This is a genomic window from Streptomyces sp. NRRL F-5755 (assembly GCF_001279365.1).
Taxonomy (GTDB): Bacteria; Actinomycetota; Actinomycetes; order Streptomycetales; family Streptomycetaceae; genus Streptomyces; species Streptomyces rimosus.
This window is the reverse complement of the sequence record NZ_LGCW01000295.1, coordinates 329,215-343,775: the sequence shown is the minus strand read 5'-3', so window position 1 is coordinate 343,775 and position 14,561 is coordinate 329,215. Positions and strand designations below refer to the sequence as shown.

Genomic DNA, 14,561 nt, shown 5'->3' with positions numbered 1-14,561 from the left:
CGGTGCGGCAGATCCGGTCGGTACGGCCGGTCCGGTGACGGTGGCCGCTTCGGCGGGGGGTTCGATGAGCTCGGGCATTTCGGGGGCTCTTTTCCGCTCGGTGGGAAGATGACTTCTTCACCGTGCGCCCCGGCGGCCCCGCCCCACATCGGGGAAAACACGTGCCCGACTACTGAACCGGTACGGATACGGAGCCCCGCGCCACGGAGCGCCGGGCGGCCCCGTACCCTCAGGGGCCCGCCCGCTCAGGGCTCCCCGCCCCCGCCAGCTTCCCCGCCACCGCCGCCCGCGACGACACCCCGAGCTTCGCGAAGACGTGCGCCACATGCGTCTCGACCGTTCGCGGACTCAGGAACAGCCGCTCCGCGATCCGCTGGTTGCTGAACCCCTGCCGGACCAGCTCGGCCACCTCCGCCTCCCGCCGCGACAGGCGCCCGTCCGCGCGCGCCGCCGTACGCCCGGCCCGTACGCCCAGCCGCCGCTGCTCGCGTACGGTCCGGGCGTGCAGCCCCAGCGCCCCGCACGCCCCGAACACCTCCGCCGCCCGCGCCAGCTCCGTACGGGCCGCGTCCTTCTCCCCGCAGCGGGCGTGCGCGGTTCCGGCCCGCAGCCACGCCCGCGCCGCGTACAGCCGCTCGCCCGTCGCCTCGAACAGCTCCGCCGCCCGGACCGCGCCGTCCACCGCCGCGGCCGGGTCGGACTCCTGGTCCGCGTGGGCCCGCGCCAGCACCGCGTGCCCCGAGCCCGTACCGCCGCCCGGCACCGCGGCGGCCCGGTCCGCCCAGCCCGCCGCCGCCCCGGCCCTGCCGCGCTCGGCCTCCGCGTCGGCCATCGCCTCGCAGCACACCAGCAGGCAGCTGCGCTCCAGCAGCGGCGAGACGAACGCGTCGCACGCGGCCAGCACCTCGGCCCCGCCCGTGTCCACCTCGTCCAGCCCCACCAGGGCCAGGCCGCGCCCGACCACGCCCAGCCGCGCCCACCACTCCCGGCGGCCGCCCGCGTGCCGGATCGCCTCGTCCGCCAGGGCCAGCGCGGCCGGGTGATCGCCCGTCCACCGGACCAGGAGCGACTTCACGGCCAGCGCGAGCGCCACGCACTCGTCGGAGCCGAGCAGCCGCGCGGCGTCCACCGCGTCCTCGGCCCGGTCCACCGCCTCCGTGAGCCGCCCCGTCCGCCCGTACGTGAACGCCTGCGCGGTCAGCATCCAGGGCGACAGATAGCTCTGCCCGGTGGCGTCGGCGATGGCCAGGCTCCGTTCGACCATGCGGGCGGCCTGCGGCAGCCGGCCCATCATGGCGTCGATCCAGCACAGGAAGGACAGCGATTCCAGCCACGGGGCCAGTTCGGCGTCGGTGGCCTCCTCCGTCAGCCGCTCGGCCCGGCCCGCGAGGTCACGCGCCGCGTCCAGGTCGCCCGAGCCGTACGCGTGGCCGAGCCGCAGCGTCACCAGCGGCACCCATGCGTCGGGCGACGCGCCGACCCCCTCGGCGGTGCCGCCGGACCGGGCCAGTACGGCGGCCAGCCGGTCCAACTGCCCGGCGGCGGCCGGGTAGTCGGCGCGGATGAGACTGTCGCCGATCAGCTGGAGGTGGAGCGGGACCGCGTCCGCCTGGTGCTCCGGCGGCACCCGGCCCAGCTCGGCGCGCAGCAGCGCCCGGCCCTCCGCCTGCCGGTTGAGCAGCCGCTCCAGGATGGCGCAGAACCGGGCGGCGCGGGCGCGCTGTGCCCAGGCGTCCGGCGGCAGCAGCCGCAGCACTTCCAGCGCGGTGTCGCGGCCCTGGACGAGCCGCCCGCCGACGCCCTGGAGGCGGGCCAGTTCGACGAGGAGTGAGAGCCGGTCGGGCGCGGGCGCCTCCGCCGTGCCGCCGGGTTTCCCGGGGAGCAGGTCCAGGGCCGTCCGCAGCCACTGCGCTGCGGTCGCGGGGGACTGGTACGCGGTCGCGCGCGCCGCCTCGACCAGCACGCCGACGGCCAGCAGGTCGCCGAAGCGCGCCGAGCGGGCGATGTGGCGGGCGCGGGTGACGGTGGGCGCGTCGCGCTCGTCCAGGGCGGCGGCCACGCGCGCGTGCGCGGCGACCCGCCAGCCCGCGCCGGAGGAGGCGTACGCGAGGTGCCGTACGACGGGGTGGCGGAAGCGGAACCGCCCCGGCGCGGGCGCGCAGCGCACCACGTCCCGTACCACCAGCTCGTCGAGGGCCGCGAGGGCTTCCGCCTCGGTCGTCGGGGCGGCCACCGCCACCATGCCCGGCTCGAACTCGTCGCCGAGCGTGGCGGCGGCCTGGGCGGCCAGCCGCGCGCCGTCGGGCAGCGCGGCCAGCTCGGCGGCCAGGGCCTCGCGTACGGCGCCGGGCAGCAGGCCGTCGCCGGCGTCGGCCGGGGCGGTGCTCTCGGCGGACGCGGCGCCGGGCGGCGCGGAGCGGGCCAGCGCCTCCAGGTAGAGGGGGTTGCCGCCGCTGGCCTCGTACAGCGCGCGGCGCCGCCGGGCACCGACGGACGGGCCGAGGAATTCCCCGGCCTCCTGAAGGGTGAGCGGCGCGACCTGGATACGGGTGCGCAGGCCCGGCGCGGCGTCGGCGAGCGCCGCGGTGAGCCGGGGGCCCGCCTGCCGGGTGCGGTAGGTGACGGCGAGCAGGATCGGGCCGCGCGGCGCGTGCCGGGCGAGGTGGGACAGCAGCTCCACCGAGCCCTCGTCGGCCCAGTGCACGTCGTCCAGCAGGACGGCGAGGCCGCCGGGGTCGGCGAGGGCTTCCAGCAGGAGGCGTACGGCGCGGTGCAGGCGGTAGCGGTTGAGGCCGGTGCCGGTCGCCGCCGGGCCCTGCCCGGGGCCGCCGTCCGACAGGGACGGGAAGACATCGGCGAGCAGCCGCGCGCTCTCCGCGTCCAGGGCGGCGCGCACCTGCCCGGCCCGGCGGTCCACCTGGTCGTCCAGGGCGTCCACGGCCAGCGACAGCGGTACGTCGTTCTCGTACTCGGTGCCCCGGCCGCGCAGCACGGTCAGCCCGTGCCGGAGCGCGGCCCCGGCGGTCTCGCCGAGCAGCCGGGTCTTGCCCGCGCCCGGGTCGCCGGTCAGTTCCACGAGCCGGAACTCGCCCCCGGCCGCGCGCTCCGCCTCCGCGCCGAGGAGCCGCACGACCTCCGCGCGGCCGACGAGCGCGCGGTTGCCGTCGGGGGACGGGGAACTGTCGGACATCGGGCGGGCCGGTTTCGGTCGGGTGGGCGAAGGGGTGAACGGCGGGTGGCGCCCCAATGGAATATTTTGGTCTATGTAGACTTTTCGGGCAATCGCTCGGAGTGCGGGAGGTCCGGTGCGGCGGGGGTTCCGGAACGCGAGAGCTTTGGGTCGACGGGGGTTTCGCAATGGCGGGGGTGAGGAGGCGGGTGCCGTATGCAGCGCCGCATTCCGCTGTTCACCGGCGAAGGCGTCCGGGACGCCGAGGTCACCGTGCACCCGTTCGCGGCCGGCGACGGACTGGGGCTCACCCTGACCCGCTACCGCCGGACGTCGGCCGCAACGCCCGCGCCGGGCGACGCGGTGCTGCTCGTACACGGCCTGACCACGTCCAGCGACATGTTCGTCATGCCCGAGCACGAGGACCTCACCAGCTACCTGCTCGACCACGGCCACCCCGACGTCTGGGCCCTCGACAGCCGGATGAGCAACCGCTTCCCGTACGACATGGCGTCCCACCGCTTCACGCTCGACGATGTCGCGCTGCACGACTTCCCCGCCGCGTTCGCCGAGATCCGCGCGCACATCGGCCCGGCGGCCCGGCTGCACGTGATCGCGCACTGCCTGGGCGGCGTCACCTTCGCCATGAGCCTGGCCGCCGGCCTCGTCGGCGGCGTCACCAGCGCGGTCGTCAACAGCTCCGCCCTCGTCCTGCGGGTGCCCCGGTGGTCGCGCTGCAAGCTGTACGCGGTCCCCGGCCTGACCGAGTACGTCCTCGGCCTGCCCTACCTCAACCCCGCCTGGCCGCAGGACGCCCCGTTCACCCGCGGCCGCATGATCGCCCGCCTGGTGTCGCTCTTCCACCCCGAATGCCGCGCCGGTTCCTGCCACATGGTGAGCGCCATGTGGGGCTCCGGGCGGCCCGCGCTGTACGAGCACGCGCACCTGTCGCCGGTGACCCACGAGCGCGTCGCCGACCTGTTCGGCGCGACCGGCGTGCACTACTACCGGCACATCCGGGCGATGGTGCGGGCCGGGCGGGCCGTGAAGTACCGCCCCGGCGACCCGGCGTACCGCGACCTGCCCGACGACTACCTGGAGGCGGCGGCCGGCCTGACCACCCCCCTCCTGCTGACCACCGGCGACCGCAACCACGTCATGGCCGACTCCAACCCCGCCTGCTACCGCGAACTGTCGGCCCGCGCGCCCGGGATCTCCCGGCTGCGGATCTTCCCCGGCTACGGCCACCAGGACGTCTTCATGGGCAAGGACAGTGCCCGGGACGTCTTCCCGCACCTGACGGCGTTCCTGGACGCGCACGCGGGGTGAGGGCGGGGCCCGGACGGTTTTCCGTCAACACGTGCTTGCATGCGCACCTGTTGGCTATCGTGGATGTGACCGCACCCCCAGACGCTTCAGCCGCCTCGGATGCCTCGCGCTCGGGAGGACGCATGCTGTCCGTGCTCCGTCACCGCACCTACCGCCGGCTGTTCACCGCGCAGGTGATCGCGCTGGTCGGCACCGGACTGACGACGGTGGCCCTGAGCCTGCTCGCCCACGACATCGCCGGCCGGGACGCCGGGTCGGTGCTGGGGACGGCACTGGCGATCAAGATGGTGGCGTACGTGGGGCTCGCCCCCGTCATCAGCGCCCTCGCGCACCGGCTGCCGCCGCGCCCGGTGCTGGTGGGCGCCGATCTCGTCCGCGCGACGGTGGCGTGCGGCCTGCCGTTCGTCACCGAGGTCTGGCAGGTCTACGTCCTGATCTTCGCGCTGCAAGCGGCCTCGGCCACCTTCACCCCCGCCTTCCAGTCCCTGATCCCCCAGGTGCTGCCCGCCGAGGAGGACTACACCCGCGCCCTGTCCCTCTCCCGCCTCGCGTACGACCTGGAGATGCTGTTCTCCCCGGCGCTGGCCGCCGCGCTGCTCACCTGGATCACCTACAACTGGCTGTTCACGGGCACCGCGGCCGGCTTCCTCGGCTCCGCCGCCCTGGTCCTGTCCGCCGCTCTGCCCGCCGCCACCCGCGCCCCCGCACCCGCCCGCCACGGCCCCGGCCTCCTGTCCCACGCCACCCGGGGGACCCGGCTCTTCCTCGCCACCCCGCGCCTGCGCGCCCTGCTGGCGCTGACCCTGGCGGTGGCCGCGGGCGGCGCGACGGTGATGATCAACACGATCGTCTACGTACGCGACCACCTGGGCCGCGCCACCTCGGACGTACCGCTCGCCCTGGGCGCCTACGGTGCGGGCTCCCTCCTCACCGCCCTTCTGCTGCCCCGCCTCCTCGCCCGCACCGGCGACCGCGCGCTGATGCTGCCCGCCGCCTTCACCTCCGCGGGCCTGCTCCTCGCGCTGGCCGCCGCCACCCGGGCCGCGCCCGGCGCCTGGGCCTGGCCGGCGCTGCTGGCCACCTGGGCCGCCTTCGGCGCCACGGAGTCGCTGATCACGACCCCCACCGGCCGCCTGGTGCGCCGCTCGGCCGCCCCCGGCGACCTCAACACCGCCTTCGCCGCGCAGTTCTCCCTCTCGCACGGCTGCTGGCTGCTGACCTACCCCCTCGCCGGCTGGCTGGGCGCACGGGCCGGCCTGCCGGCCGCCGCTCTCGCCCTCGGCACGGTGGCCCTGGCAGCGGCACTGGCCGCCCGGCGCCTGTGGCCCGCCCCGGACCCCGACCGCCTCACCCACGTCCACACCGCCCTGGCCCACGGCCACCCGCACGTGGCCGGCGCGCTCCGTACGGGCGACGGCTGGCGGCACGCCCACGCCTACGTCATCGACGACCTCCACCACCGCTGGCCCGCGCGAACCGCCGCCGACTGACGGCCCCGTGCGCCTACCATGTGCGCATGAGCGCACGCGTGCACACCGCACCTGCACATGCCCCGCAACAACGGGACGACGGCGAACGGCTGGCCACCGCCGCCGCGGTCCTGGCCCTCCTCGCCGACCGCACCCGCCTCGCCCTGCTCCACCACCTCACCGAGGGCGAGGCGGACGTGGCCACCCTGACCGCCGCGACCGGCGCCGCCCGCCCCTCGGTCAGCCAGCACCTGGCCAAACTCCGCCTGGCCGGCCTGGTCACCACCCGCAAGGACGGCCGCAGAGTCGTCTACCGCCTCCGGCACGGCCACCTCAAACGCCTGGTCGCGGAGGCGCTGAACGTCGCCGATCACAAGATCGGGCAGTTGCCGCCGCACGACTAGGAACGGTCCGCCGGCGCTCTCGCAGTGCCGGCGGAGCCCGTCGGTGCGGCGCGCGAAGGTGCAGGACGACAGTGCCGTCATGGGTACCACTCACCGCATCCGGTCGATGTCCCCCAACGACTCCAGCAGCCCCCGCAGATCCTTCGCCATCCGGTCGCGCTGGGCGCGGGAGAGACCGGCGAGCAGGCGGTTCTGGGTGGCGACGTTGTCGAGCAGGGCCTTGTCGACGAGTTCGAGGCCCGCTTCGGTGAGGGTGACATCGAAGCTGCGGGCGTCGTGGGTGCGGCGGGTGCGGGTGATCAGGCCGCGTTCCTCCAGGCGGTCCAGGCGCTGGGAGATGGCGCCCGAGGTGACCATCGAGGAGTGCATCAGCGCGGCGGGCGTCAGGCGGTGCGGCGGGGGGCTGCGGCGGAGGGTGGCGAGGACGTCGAAGGCCGCGGCGTCGAGGTCGTGGCTCTTGTAGGCAGCGCGCAGCTCCGTCTCGATGATGTGCGCGAGCCGCTTGACGCGGCCGACGACGGCCATGGGGGACGCGTCCAGATCCGGGGCCTGTTCGGCCCACTGCGCCAGGACGCGATCTACGTGGTCGGTCATCTGCCCAGCTTAACGGTTGCCTTAGCGCTGAGATAGATATTGCCTTAGCGCTAAGCTAGTGGTTAGGTTCCTTGGGTGATCGAAGAGACCGTGGCCGAAGAGCCCGCATCCGCTTCCGTTTCCCGTTCCTCTTCCTCTTTCTCTTCTCCTTCCGCTCCGCTGTCCGTGCCGGAGGCCGTACGGACGCGCCGCAGCGTCCGCCACTACCTGCCCGACCCCCTGCCGCCCGAGCAGCTGACCGAACTGCTCTCCCTGGCACTGGAGGCTCCCTCCAGCTGGAACGTGCAGGCCCGTTCCGTCGTGGTCGTCTCCGACCAGGAGGGCCGCGACGGCCTTGTCCGGGCCACCGGCGGCCAGCCGCACCCGGGGGAGGCGCCGGTGACGCTGGTCCTCGTGGCCGCGAGCCGGGCCTGGCGCGAGGATGTGAGCGACATCCACGAGCGGGCACGCGCCAACGGCGCGTGGAACGAGCAGTTCGCCGCCGGGTTCCCGCAGGCGAGTCTGGACTTCCACAAGGACTTGGAGGCGCGGGGTCTGCTGCGCGAGTACGCGGTCAAGGACGCGGTCATCGCCGCCACTTACGCGATGCTCGCCGCCGCCTCCATGGGGCTGGCTAGTTCGCCGATGAACGGCTGGGACGAGGCCGAGGTCAAGAAGGTCATCGGCATCGAGGACCGCGACGACCTGCACATCGCGCTGCTGCTCCCGGTCGGCAGGGCCGCCGAGGAACGCCGGCACCCCGGCCGCAGACCCCTTGCACGCCACGCCTTCGACGGCCGGTACGGACGTGCCTGTCCGTCCACGCCCGGCGGTCTTCCGGGCCGTGCGGGCCATGCGTCCGGAACCGTCGACACGGTCCCGTCCCGATGAAACGCGACCGGATCGTCCTCGACTCCCTCCTGACCGTCCTCGCCCCTTCCGTATGGGGCTCCACTTATCTGGTCACCACCGAACTCCTGCCCCCGGACCGGCCGCTGCTCGCCTCGACGGTCCGGGCCCTGCCCGCCGGGCTGATCCTGCTGGTGCTCGGCCGGTCCCTGCCGCGCGGCGTGTGGTGGTGGCGCGCCCTGGTCCTCGGCGTGCTGAACATCGGCGCCTTCTTCTTCCTGCTGTTCGTCGCCGCGTACCACCTGCCCGGCGGAGTCGCGGCCCTGGTGATGGCCGTCCAGCCGATGGTGGTGCTGGCCCTCTCGGCGCTGGTCCTGAAGGCGCGGGTGGCCCCGGCCCACCTGGCCGCCTGCGTACTGGGCATGTCCGGCGTGGGCCTGCTGGTCCTCCAACCGCATGCGGGGCTGGACGCGATCGGCGTCGGCGCGGGGCTGCTGGGCGCGGTGAGCATGGCGGGCGGCATCGTGCTCACCAAGCGCTGGGGGCGCCCGGCGGACACCGGGCTGCTGACCTTCACCGGCTGGCAGCTGACGGTCGGCGGCCTCGTCCTCGCACCGGTCACCCTGCTCGGCGAGGGGCTGCCCACGACCGTCACCGGGGAAAACGTCCTGGGATTCGCGTATCTCGGGCTGGTCGGGGCGCTGTTCGCCTACGCGGTCTGGTTCCGCGGTGTGGAGCGGCTGCCCGCCCTCACCGTGTCGTTCCTCGGCTTCGCCTCTCCGCTGACCGCCACGGTCCTCGGCTATCTCGTTCTGGACCAGGCCCTGTCGCCCCTCCAACTCGCCGGCGCGCTGGCTGTGGTGGCATCGGTCGTGCTGGTGCAGTACGCGGGAAGCCGTGGCGCGCCGCCCCCGAAAGGGCCTATCGCCCGGGCCCGTACGCGTCCCACAGCTCCCCGGCGAAAAACCGCCCGAACCTGATCAGCCCGTTGAGCGGCGCGGCTCCCGTCGCGCGCATCGTGGTGAGCTGCCGGACGAAGTCCAGGCGTCCCACGCGCACCACGCCGGTGCAGAGCGGCGCCGGCCCCGGCTCCTCGCCCGGTTCGTGGCGCCCCCGGTGGATCTCGACCGCCAGCGTGGTGGTGTCCGCCCACAGGTCGGGACCCGGGTCGTCGCCCACCTCCTTGCGGCCGATGAGCGTCAGCGGCCCGTCCAGGTGGAGGTGGTAGAGCATGCGGCGGCGCCCCGGCAGGCCGCTCGGCACGAACAGGTTGAACCAGCCTTCCCTTACGGGCAGTTGGCCGCCCAGCGGCTCGCAGTCCACCGTCCCGTGCGCGGCGGCCCGGTGGTCCGGCGCGTCGACGAAGGCGTCCACGTCGTCGACGGTGATGGTCAGACGCAGCGTCAGCGCCGGTCCTTCGGCCAGCGCCCCGCGCATGACCTCGGCGAACGTCAGGGCCGTGGCGGGCGCCGGAGCCGGCCGGTGCGCACGCCGGGGCGGCCGGTTCTCCAGCAGGCGGGTGCACATCCGGTCCGCCAGCGCCGCGATCGTCAGCGACGGATTGACGCCGACCGGGCCGGGTAGCGCGGCCGCGTCCGCCACGTACAGACGGGGATGCCCGTACACCTCCCCGTTCGGGTCGCAGACGGCCTCCTCTGGGCGGTCGCCGAGGGGCGCGCCGCCCACCGGGTGGACGGTGACGACCCGCCGCCACCACCAGATGGGGTTGTCCAGGTACCCCGCCCCCATCCCGTCGGCGAGCTGCCGCATGGTGTTGCGGACGCCCTCGTAGTACGCCCGGCTCGTGGCGGTGGTCCACCGTACGTCCAGCCGGCCGTTCCGCAGCCCCATCACCCCGTCGGGCACGTCCCGGCCCACCCCCAGCAGCGGCAGGACGCCGGGGAAGCCCCTGCCGGAACCGAGCAGGGCGGCGATCTCGCCGGAGAGGTTGCTGTCCGACGAGCCGAGAGCGCGCTGCACGGCGAGGCCGGCGGCGAGCGTGGCCAGCCGCCCGGCGCCCCCGGCGAGCCGTACGCCCTCCGCGAGCCAGTTCAGGAAGCCCGGATAGCCGCCGTCCTGCACGATGTGCCCGCGCCCGGTGCCGTCACCCGCCCCGCCCGGTATTCCGACCACCCCGGTGATCACCGGCCCCTGGTCGGGCCGTGGCACCGGCGCGTCCCGGCGCCCGTACAGGAACGTCAGCAGGTCGCCGTTGCCGCAGAACCGGGTGCCCAGCGCGGGGCCCAGGCCGGGCAGTCGCGCGCGGTTGGCCAGCAGCAGGTGGACGGTGCCGTAGGTGCCGGCCGCCAGTACCAGACGGTCGCAGTCGATGTGATGCCGCGGCAGGTCGGCGGTGCGTGCGGGGCGCCCCTCGCCGTCCGTGTCGTGCACGACGTAGCCGACCCGGTAACCACCCCCGTCCAGCGGTTCCACCGTCACGGCCTGGTGCCCGGTCCGCAGGTCGGCGCCGTGCCGGTGCGCGGCGGACAGATAGGTGTGATCGAGGGTGTTCTTCGCGCCGTTGTTGCAGCCGAGGTCGCATTCCCCGGTGAGCCGGCAGGTGCCGCGCGGCACACCGTGCACATTGCCGTACGGCTCGTCCGCGAGCGGCAGTCCGGGGCCGGGCGGCGCCCCGGCGTGCGGCGCGAAGCTGACCGCGAGCGGCGCCGGGGACCACGGCAGTCCGGCCCGTTCCGCCGCCTCCCGCAGCGCCCGGGCCTTCGGCGTGCGGGCGTAGGGCTCGGTCTCGACCGGGTACGGGACCGGGCGCAGTACCGCCTCCACCGCGGCGTAGTGCGGATCGAGGTCCGCGCGGGACAGCGGCCAGGACTCGTGGCCGCCGCCGGGCAGCTCCTCCCGCCGTACGAACCAGTGCGCCTCTTTGCGGAGCAGCACATTGGCGTAGATCAGCGAGCCGCCGCCCAGCCCGCTGGAGACGAGGGAGTCGCAGCCCCGGAACCGCCAGACGTCGAACAGCCCGTACAGCCCCTCGCTCGGGTCCCACAGGGCCCGCCCCAGCTCGGCCGGGGTGCGGGGGAAGCTGCCCGGCGGGTACGCCCGGCCGCGCTCCAGGACGACGACGGACAGTCCCGCCTCCGCCAGCCGGAACGCCGCCACCGAGCCGCCGAAGCCGGAACCGACGACCAGGGCGTCCACCCGCTCGGGCCGCCCCGTACCGTCCCGCTCCGTCGCCTCGGCCACGCTCCGTCCTCCCGGTCCGACGGCGGCCCCGCGAAGCCGCGCGGCCGGCCCTCTCAGTAGAGCAACGGTCCGCCGCGGCCACATCCGGAGCGGGCCGGGGCCGCCGTGGCGGCATCCGGCGCAATCCAGCGATCGGGACGTTAGGGCCCGCGACAGCCGGGAACCCGTGTGCCGCCGACCGGAGCCCGGGCCTCCGCGGCGCCCGCCGGCGGCTCCCGGCCGCGGTCGGCCAACCAGTACGTCCCCTGTACATCGCACGGAGAAAGGCGGAACCCATGCCCACTGCACGCGAGATCATGACCCCCGGAGCCGAGTGCATCGGTGCCGAGGACAGCGTCCTCGACGCGGCCCGCAAGCTCACCGACCTCGGTGTCGGCGCGGTGCCCATCTGCGGTACGGACGACAAGCTCAAGGGCGTCCTGACCGACCGCGACATCGTCGTCAAGGTCCTCGGCCGGGGCAAGGACCCCGCGCAGACCAAGGCCGGCGAGCTGGCGCAGGGCGAGGCGGTCACCATCGGGGCCGACGACGGCACCGAGGAGATCCTCGCGACCATGACGCAGCACAAGGTCCGTCGCCTGCCGGTGATCGACGGGCACCGCCTCGTCGGCATGGTCGCGCTGGCCGACGTGGCCCGCTCGCTGCCCGACGCCAAGGCCGGAGACCTCCTCGAAGCGCTCTCGACCGACTGAGGGCGCCGCCCGCGCCGGGCGTTCCCCGGGCCGCGGGAGTGCGGCCGGGCCGGACCGTAGGCACGATGGTGTACGCGGCGCGAGCGCACCTCCGTAAATCACCGTGAAGTCCGGTTCGAACACCGGTCCGGTTATGGCGCGGCCCCCGCCGTACGGGTATACACGGGCCCAGACGACGGGAGGCACACCATGACCATCGACGGTTTCACGACCTGCCTGTGGTTCGACGGCCAGGCCGAGGAAGCGGCGCACCACTACCTCTCCATCTTCAAGAACTCCCGGCTCGGTGACATCGCCCGCTACAACGAGGCGGGTCCCGGGACGCCCGGTGAGGTGATGGCCGTCGAGTTCGTCCTCAACGGCCAGAAGTTCATGGGGCTCAACGGCGGTCCCGAGTTCACGTTCAACGAGGCCGTGTCGTTCCAGGTCCGCTGTGCCGACCAGGAGGAAGTGGACTACTACTGGGAGCGGCTCACCGACGGCGGCGAGGAAGGGCCCTGCGGCTGGCTGAAGGACAAGTACGGCGTGTCCTGGCAGGTGTTCCCCGCCGAACTCCTCGGCCTGGTCGGCGACTCCGACCCGGCGAAGGCCAAGCGGGCCACCGAGGCGATGTTCCGCATGAAGAAGATCGACCTCGCCGCCATCCGCAGGGCGCACGCCGGGGAGGAGTAGGCCCTCGGCGGGTCTTGCGGGCGTTCCGTACGAGGAGGTCCGTACGGCAGGTCCGTACGGCCGGGGCATGGGCGGACCGAGCGACCCGCCCATGCCCCGCCGTACACTCCGGCCCCGCCGGCCACCCGATTGGCGGCCCCGGTGATGACGAACCGGACACATCGGGTAGTCAGCTCCCATGTTCCTCGCTGCGCCCCTGACGGCCGCGCCCCGGCCGGTCGAACCGCCGACCGCCGCCTCCCACCTCACCATCGGCATCGGCCCCCTCATCGCGGGCATCGCCGTCGTGCTCCTGCTGATCGGCGCCGTGGTGTACGGCTACCGGCGCCGCGCGCGCAGGCAGGACCGCCCGCCGCGCGCCCACGCCCGGCCCCGCGGCAGGGCTGCCCGCAAGGGCACCTCGGCGCGGGCGACCGACGGAGTGTCCCGGGACAGCCACGAGGGGACGCCGCCCGGCGTCCGGGACATGGGCGAGTACGGGACCCGCCCGGGCGACTCCGGCGAACCGCCGCCGTGGGACGAGGGAAAAAGCGGCTCGTTCGGCAACGGCTGAGGTCCGCCGATGGTGTTCCGCAGACGGGCGGCACGGGCGAAGGCCCGGGCCGGGCAGTCGGCGCGTACCGGATTCGAGGCGCTGGACCGGCGGCTGCCGATGGCCGAAGGGGGCAGGGCGCTGCTGCGCAAGGCATTCCCCGACCACTGGTCGTTCCTGCTCGGCGAACTCGCGCTCTACGCCTTCCTCGTGCTCGTCCTCACCGGCACATACCTGACCCTGTTCTTCGATCCGGTGACCGCGCAGACCGTCTACCACGGACGGCACACCCCGCTGTCCGGCCTGCCGATGTCCCACGCCTACGCCTCGGCCCTGCACATCAGCTTCGACATCCGGGGCGGACTGCTGATCCGGCAGATCCACCACTGGGCGGCCCTGGTCTTCGTCGCCGCCCTCTGCGTCCACCTGCTCCGCATCTTCTTCACCGGCGCGTTCCGCAAGCCGCGGGAAGTCAACTGGATCATCGGGGTGACGCTCTTCATGCTGGCGATGCTGGAGGGATTCGCCGGCTATTCGCTGCCCGACGACTCACTGTCCGGGACGGGCCTGCGCACTGCGAACACCATTGTGCTGTCCATTCCCGTCGCCGGCACCTACCTGAGCTTCTTCCTGTGGGGCGGTGAATTCCCCGGCACCGATCTCATCAACCGCCTGTACGGGCTGCACATCCTGCTCGTTCCGGGAATCATGGTCGCGCTGATCACCGTGCATCTGATCCTCGTGGTGTACCTCAAGCACACCCAGTGGAGCCGGCGCGGCAGCACCAACCGCAATGTCGTCGGCCGGCCGATGTACCCGCACTTCACCGCGAAATCCGCCGGCCTGTTCTTCATGACCGCCGGTGTGCTGACGCTGTTCGGCGCGCTGGCCCAGATCAATCCCGTATGGGAATACGGGCCGTACCGGTCGGACCAGGTCGCCACCGGCGCCCAGCCCGACTGGTACGTCGGATTCCTGGAAGGCGCCCTGCGCCTCATGCCGCCGTGGGAAACCGATCTATGGGGCCACACCGTCCTGTGGAGCGTCCTGATCCCGGCGGTGATCCTGCCCGGACTGTTCTTCCTCGTCCTGTACCTCTATCCGTTCTGCGAGAAGTGGGTGACACGGGACGGCACCGAACACCACCTGTGCGACCGGCCGCGGAACCGGCCCACCCGTACGGGACTGGGCGCCGCCGGAATCGTCTTCTACGCGGTGCTCCTCGCCGCCGGCGGCAACGACGTGACCGCCTTCGGCTTCGGCGTCTCGGTGAACGCCCTGACCTGGTTCTTCCGCGTCGCCCTGGTGGCCGGGCCGGTGCTCGCGTTCCTGCTCACCAAGCGGCTCTGCCTCGCCCTGCAGAGCGAGGACCGCGACGCGCTGCTGGAGGGGGAGGAGACGGGCGAGGTGGCACAGGACCCGAGCGGCGGGCTCGACGAGGGGCGGCGCGGCCTCTCGGCGGACCGCCGCTACCGGCTGCTCGTCCGCGACGTCCCCGAGCCGCTGCGGCCCCCCGAGGGCGGCGCCCGCCCGGCCCGGCGGCAGCGGGTGCGCCTGGCGCTGAGCAACTGGTACTACCGCGACCGGGTCGACCTCCCCGTCACCCCCGAGCAGCGGGCTCACGTCGCCGAGCGGACGGCCGGTCCGGAGCGCGGCCCGGACGACTGACCC

General features: G+C 74.0%; 12 protein-coding genes. 9 read left to right on the top strand and 3 right to left on the bottom strand.

Annotation, left to right across the window (positions count from 1 at the left end; genetic code table 11):
• Positions 1 to 229 precede the first annotated feature (229 nt).
• Positions 230 to 3,190, bottom strand: a complete 2,961-nt coding sequence (locus ADK86_RS32655) for a helix-turn-helix transcriptional regulator (protein WP_053699833.1) — start codon at positions 3,188 to 3,190, stop codon at positions 230 to 232.
• Between the two features lie 195 nt (positions 3,191 to 3,385).
• On the opposite strand from ADK86_RS32655, the gene ADK86_RS32650 reads away from it, so the two are divergent.
• The 3 genes from ADK86_RS32650 to ADK86_RS32640 all read left to right on the top strand — a co-directional run bounded on the left by ADK86_RS32650 (position 3,386) and on the right by ADK86_RS32640 (position 6,371).
• Positions 3,386 to 4,498 carry an alpha/beta hydrolase gene (locus ADK86_RS32650; protein WP_053699832.1) on the top strand — a complete coding sequence of 371 codons (1,113 nt, stop codon included), beginning with the start codon at positions 3,386 to 3,388 and terminating at the stop codon, positions 4,496 to 4,498.
• Between the two features lie 122 nt (positions 4,499 to 4,620).
• Positions 4,621 to 5,988, top strand: a complete 1,368-nt coding sequence (locus tag ADK86_RS32645) for an MFS transporter (RefSeq protein ID WP_053699831.1) — start codon at positions 4,621 to 4,623, stop codon at positions 5,986 to 5,988.
• Between the two features lie 26 nt (positions 5,989 to 6,014).
• Positions 6,015 to 6,371, top strand: coding sequence for an ArsR/SmtB family transcription factor (locus tag ADK86_RS32640; RefSeq protein WP_053699830.1), 357 nt, complete (start codon positions 6,015 to 6,017; stop codon positions 6,369 to 6,371).
• A gap of 90 nt (positions 6,372 to 6,461) precedes the next feature.
• On the opposite strand, the gene ADK86_RS32635 is transcribed toward ADK86_RS32640, so the two are convergent.
• A complete protein-coding gene (locus ADK86_RS32635) occupies positions 6,462 to 6,965 on the bottom strand; it encodes a MarR family winged helix-turn-helix transcriptional regulator (RefSeq protein WP_053699829.1) in 504 nt (167 codons plus the stop codon).
• A 75-nt stretch (positions 6,966 to 7,040) separates the two neighbouring features.
• Here ADK86_RS32635 and ADK86_RS32630 point away from each other — a divergent pair, with 75 nt between their 5' ends.
• Together ADK86_RS32630 and ADK86_RS32625 are read left to right on the top strand one after the other, a co-directional pair.
• Positions 7,041 to 7,835: a nitroreductase family protein gene (locus tag ADK86_RS32630; protein WP_053699828.1), complete on the top strand. Its 795-nt coding sequence runs from the start codon at positions 7,041 to 7,043 to the stop codon at positions 7,833 to 7,835.
• Positions 7,832 to 8,773, top strand: coding sequence for an EamA family transporter (locus ADK86_RS32625; protein ID WP_053699827.1), 942 nt, complete (start codon positions 7,832 to 7,834; stop codon positions 8,771 to 8,773). The genes ADK86_RS32630 and ADK86_RS32625 overlap by 4 nt, the downstream gene beginning before the upstream one ends.
• Here the strand turns inward: ADK86_RS32625 and ADK86_RS32620 are convergent.
• Positions 8,715 to 10,994, bottom strand: a complete 2,280-nt coding sequence (locus ADK86_RS32620) for a GMC oxidoreductase (protein WP_053699826.1) — start codon at positions 10,992 to 10,994, stop codon at positions 8,715 to 8,717. The two genes, ADK86_RS32625 and ADK86_RS32620, sit on opposite strands and share 59 nt — an antisense overlap.
• A 275-nt stretch (positions 10,995 to 11,269) precedes the next feature.
• Between ADK86_RS32620 and ADK86_RS32615 the strand changes: the two genes are divergently transcribed.
• The 4 genes from ADK86_RS32615 to ADK86_RS32600 all read left to right on the top strand — a co-directional run bounded on the left by ADK86_RS32615 (position 11,270) and on the right by ADK86_RS32600 (position 14,558).
• Positions 11,270 to 11,686 (top strand): CBS domain-containing protein, encoded by a 417-nt coding sequence (locus ADK86_RS32615; RefSeq protein ID WP_030597850.1) that lies wholly within the window; start codon positions 11,270 to 11,272, stop codon positions 11,684 to 11,686.
• Positions 11,687 to 11,875: 189 nt separating this feature from the next.
• Positions 11,876 to 12,358 carry a VOC family protein gene (locus tag ADK86_RS32610; protein WP_053699825.1) on the top strand — a complete coding sequence of 161 codons (483 nt, stop codon included), beginning with the start codon at positions 11,876 to 11,878 and terminating at the stop codon, positions 12,356 to 12,358.
• A gap of 178 nt (positions 12,359 to 12,536) precedes the next feature.
• Positions 12,537 to 12,911 (top strand): DUF6479 family protein, encoded by a 375-nt coding sequence (locus ADK86_RS32605; protein WP_053699824.1) that lies wholly within the window; start codon positions 12,537 to 12,539, stop codon positions 12,909 to 12,911.
• A 9-nt stretch (positions 12,912 to 12,920) separates the two neighbouring features.
• Positions 12,921 to 14,558: a cytochrome b gene (locus tag ADK86_RS32600; RefSeq protein WP_107088618.1), complete on the top strand. Its 1,638-nt coding sequence runs from the start codon at positions 12,921 to 12,923 to the stop codon at positions 14,556 to 14,558.
• Positions 14,559 to 14,561: the final 3 nt, after the last annotated feature.

Excerpts from the sequence above, each read along its gene's own strand:
- ADK86_RS32655 (WP_053699833.1), bottom strand. The coding sequence starts at position 3,190 with ATGTCCGACAGTTCCCCGTCCCCCGACGGCAACCGCGCGCTCGTCGGC.
- ADK86_RS32650 (WP_053699832.1), top strand. The coding sequence starts at position 3,386 with ATGCAGCGCCGCATTCCGCTGTTCACCGGCGAAGGCGTCCGGGACGCC.
- ADK86_RS32645 (WP_053699831.1), top strand. The coding sequence starts at position 4,621 with ATGCTGTCCGTGCTCCGTCACCGCACCTACCGCCGGCTGTTCACCGCG.
- ADK86_RS32640 (WP_053699830.1), top strand. The coding sequence starts at position 6,015 with ATGAGCGCACGCGTGCACACCGCACCTGCACATGCCCCGCAACAACGG.
- ADK86_RS32635 (WP_053699829.1), bottom strand. The coding sequence starts at position 6,965 with ATGACCGACCACGTAGATCGCGTCCTGGCGCAGTGGGCCGAACAGGCC.
- ADK86_RS32625 (WP_053699827.1), top strand. The coding sequence starts at position 7,832 with ATGAAACGCGACCGGATCGTCCTCGACTCCCTCCTGACCGTCCTCGCC.
- ADK86_RS32615 (WP_030597850.1), top strand. The coding sequence starts at position 11,270 with ATGCCCACTGCACGCGAGATCATGACCCCCGGAGCCGAGTGCATCGGT.
- ADK86_RS32610 (WP_053699825.1), top strand. The coding sequence starts at position 11,876 with ATGACCATCGACGGTTTCACGACCTGCCTGTGGTTCGACGGCCAGGCC.
- ADK86_RS32605 (WP_053699824.1), top strand. The coding sequence starts at position 12,537 with ATGTTCCTCGCTGCGCCCCTGACGGCCGCGCCCCGGCCGGTCGAACCG.
- ADK86_RS32600 (WP_107088618.1), top strand. The coding sequence starts at position 12,921 with ATGGTGTTCCGCAGACGGGCGGCACGGGCGAAGGCCCGGGCCGGGCAG.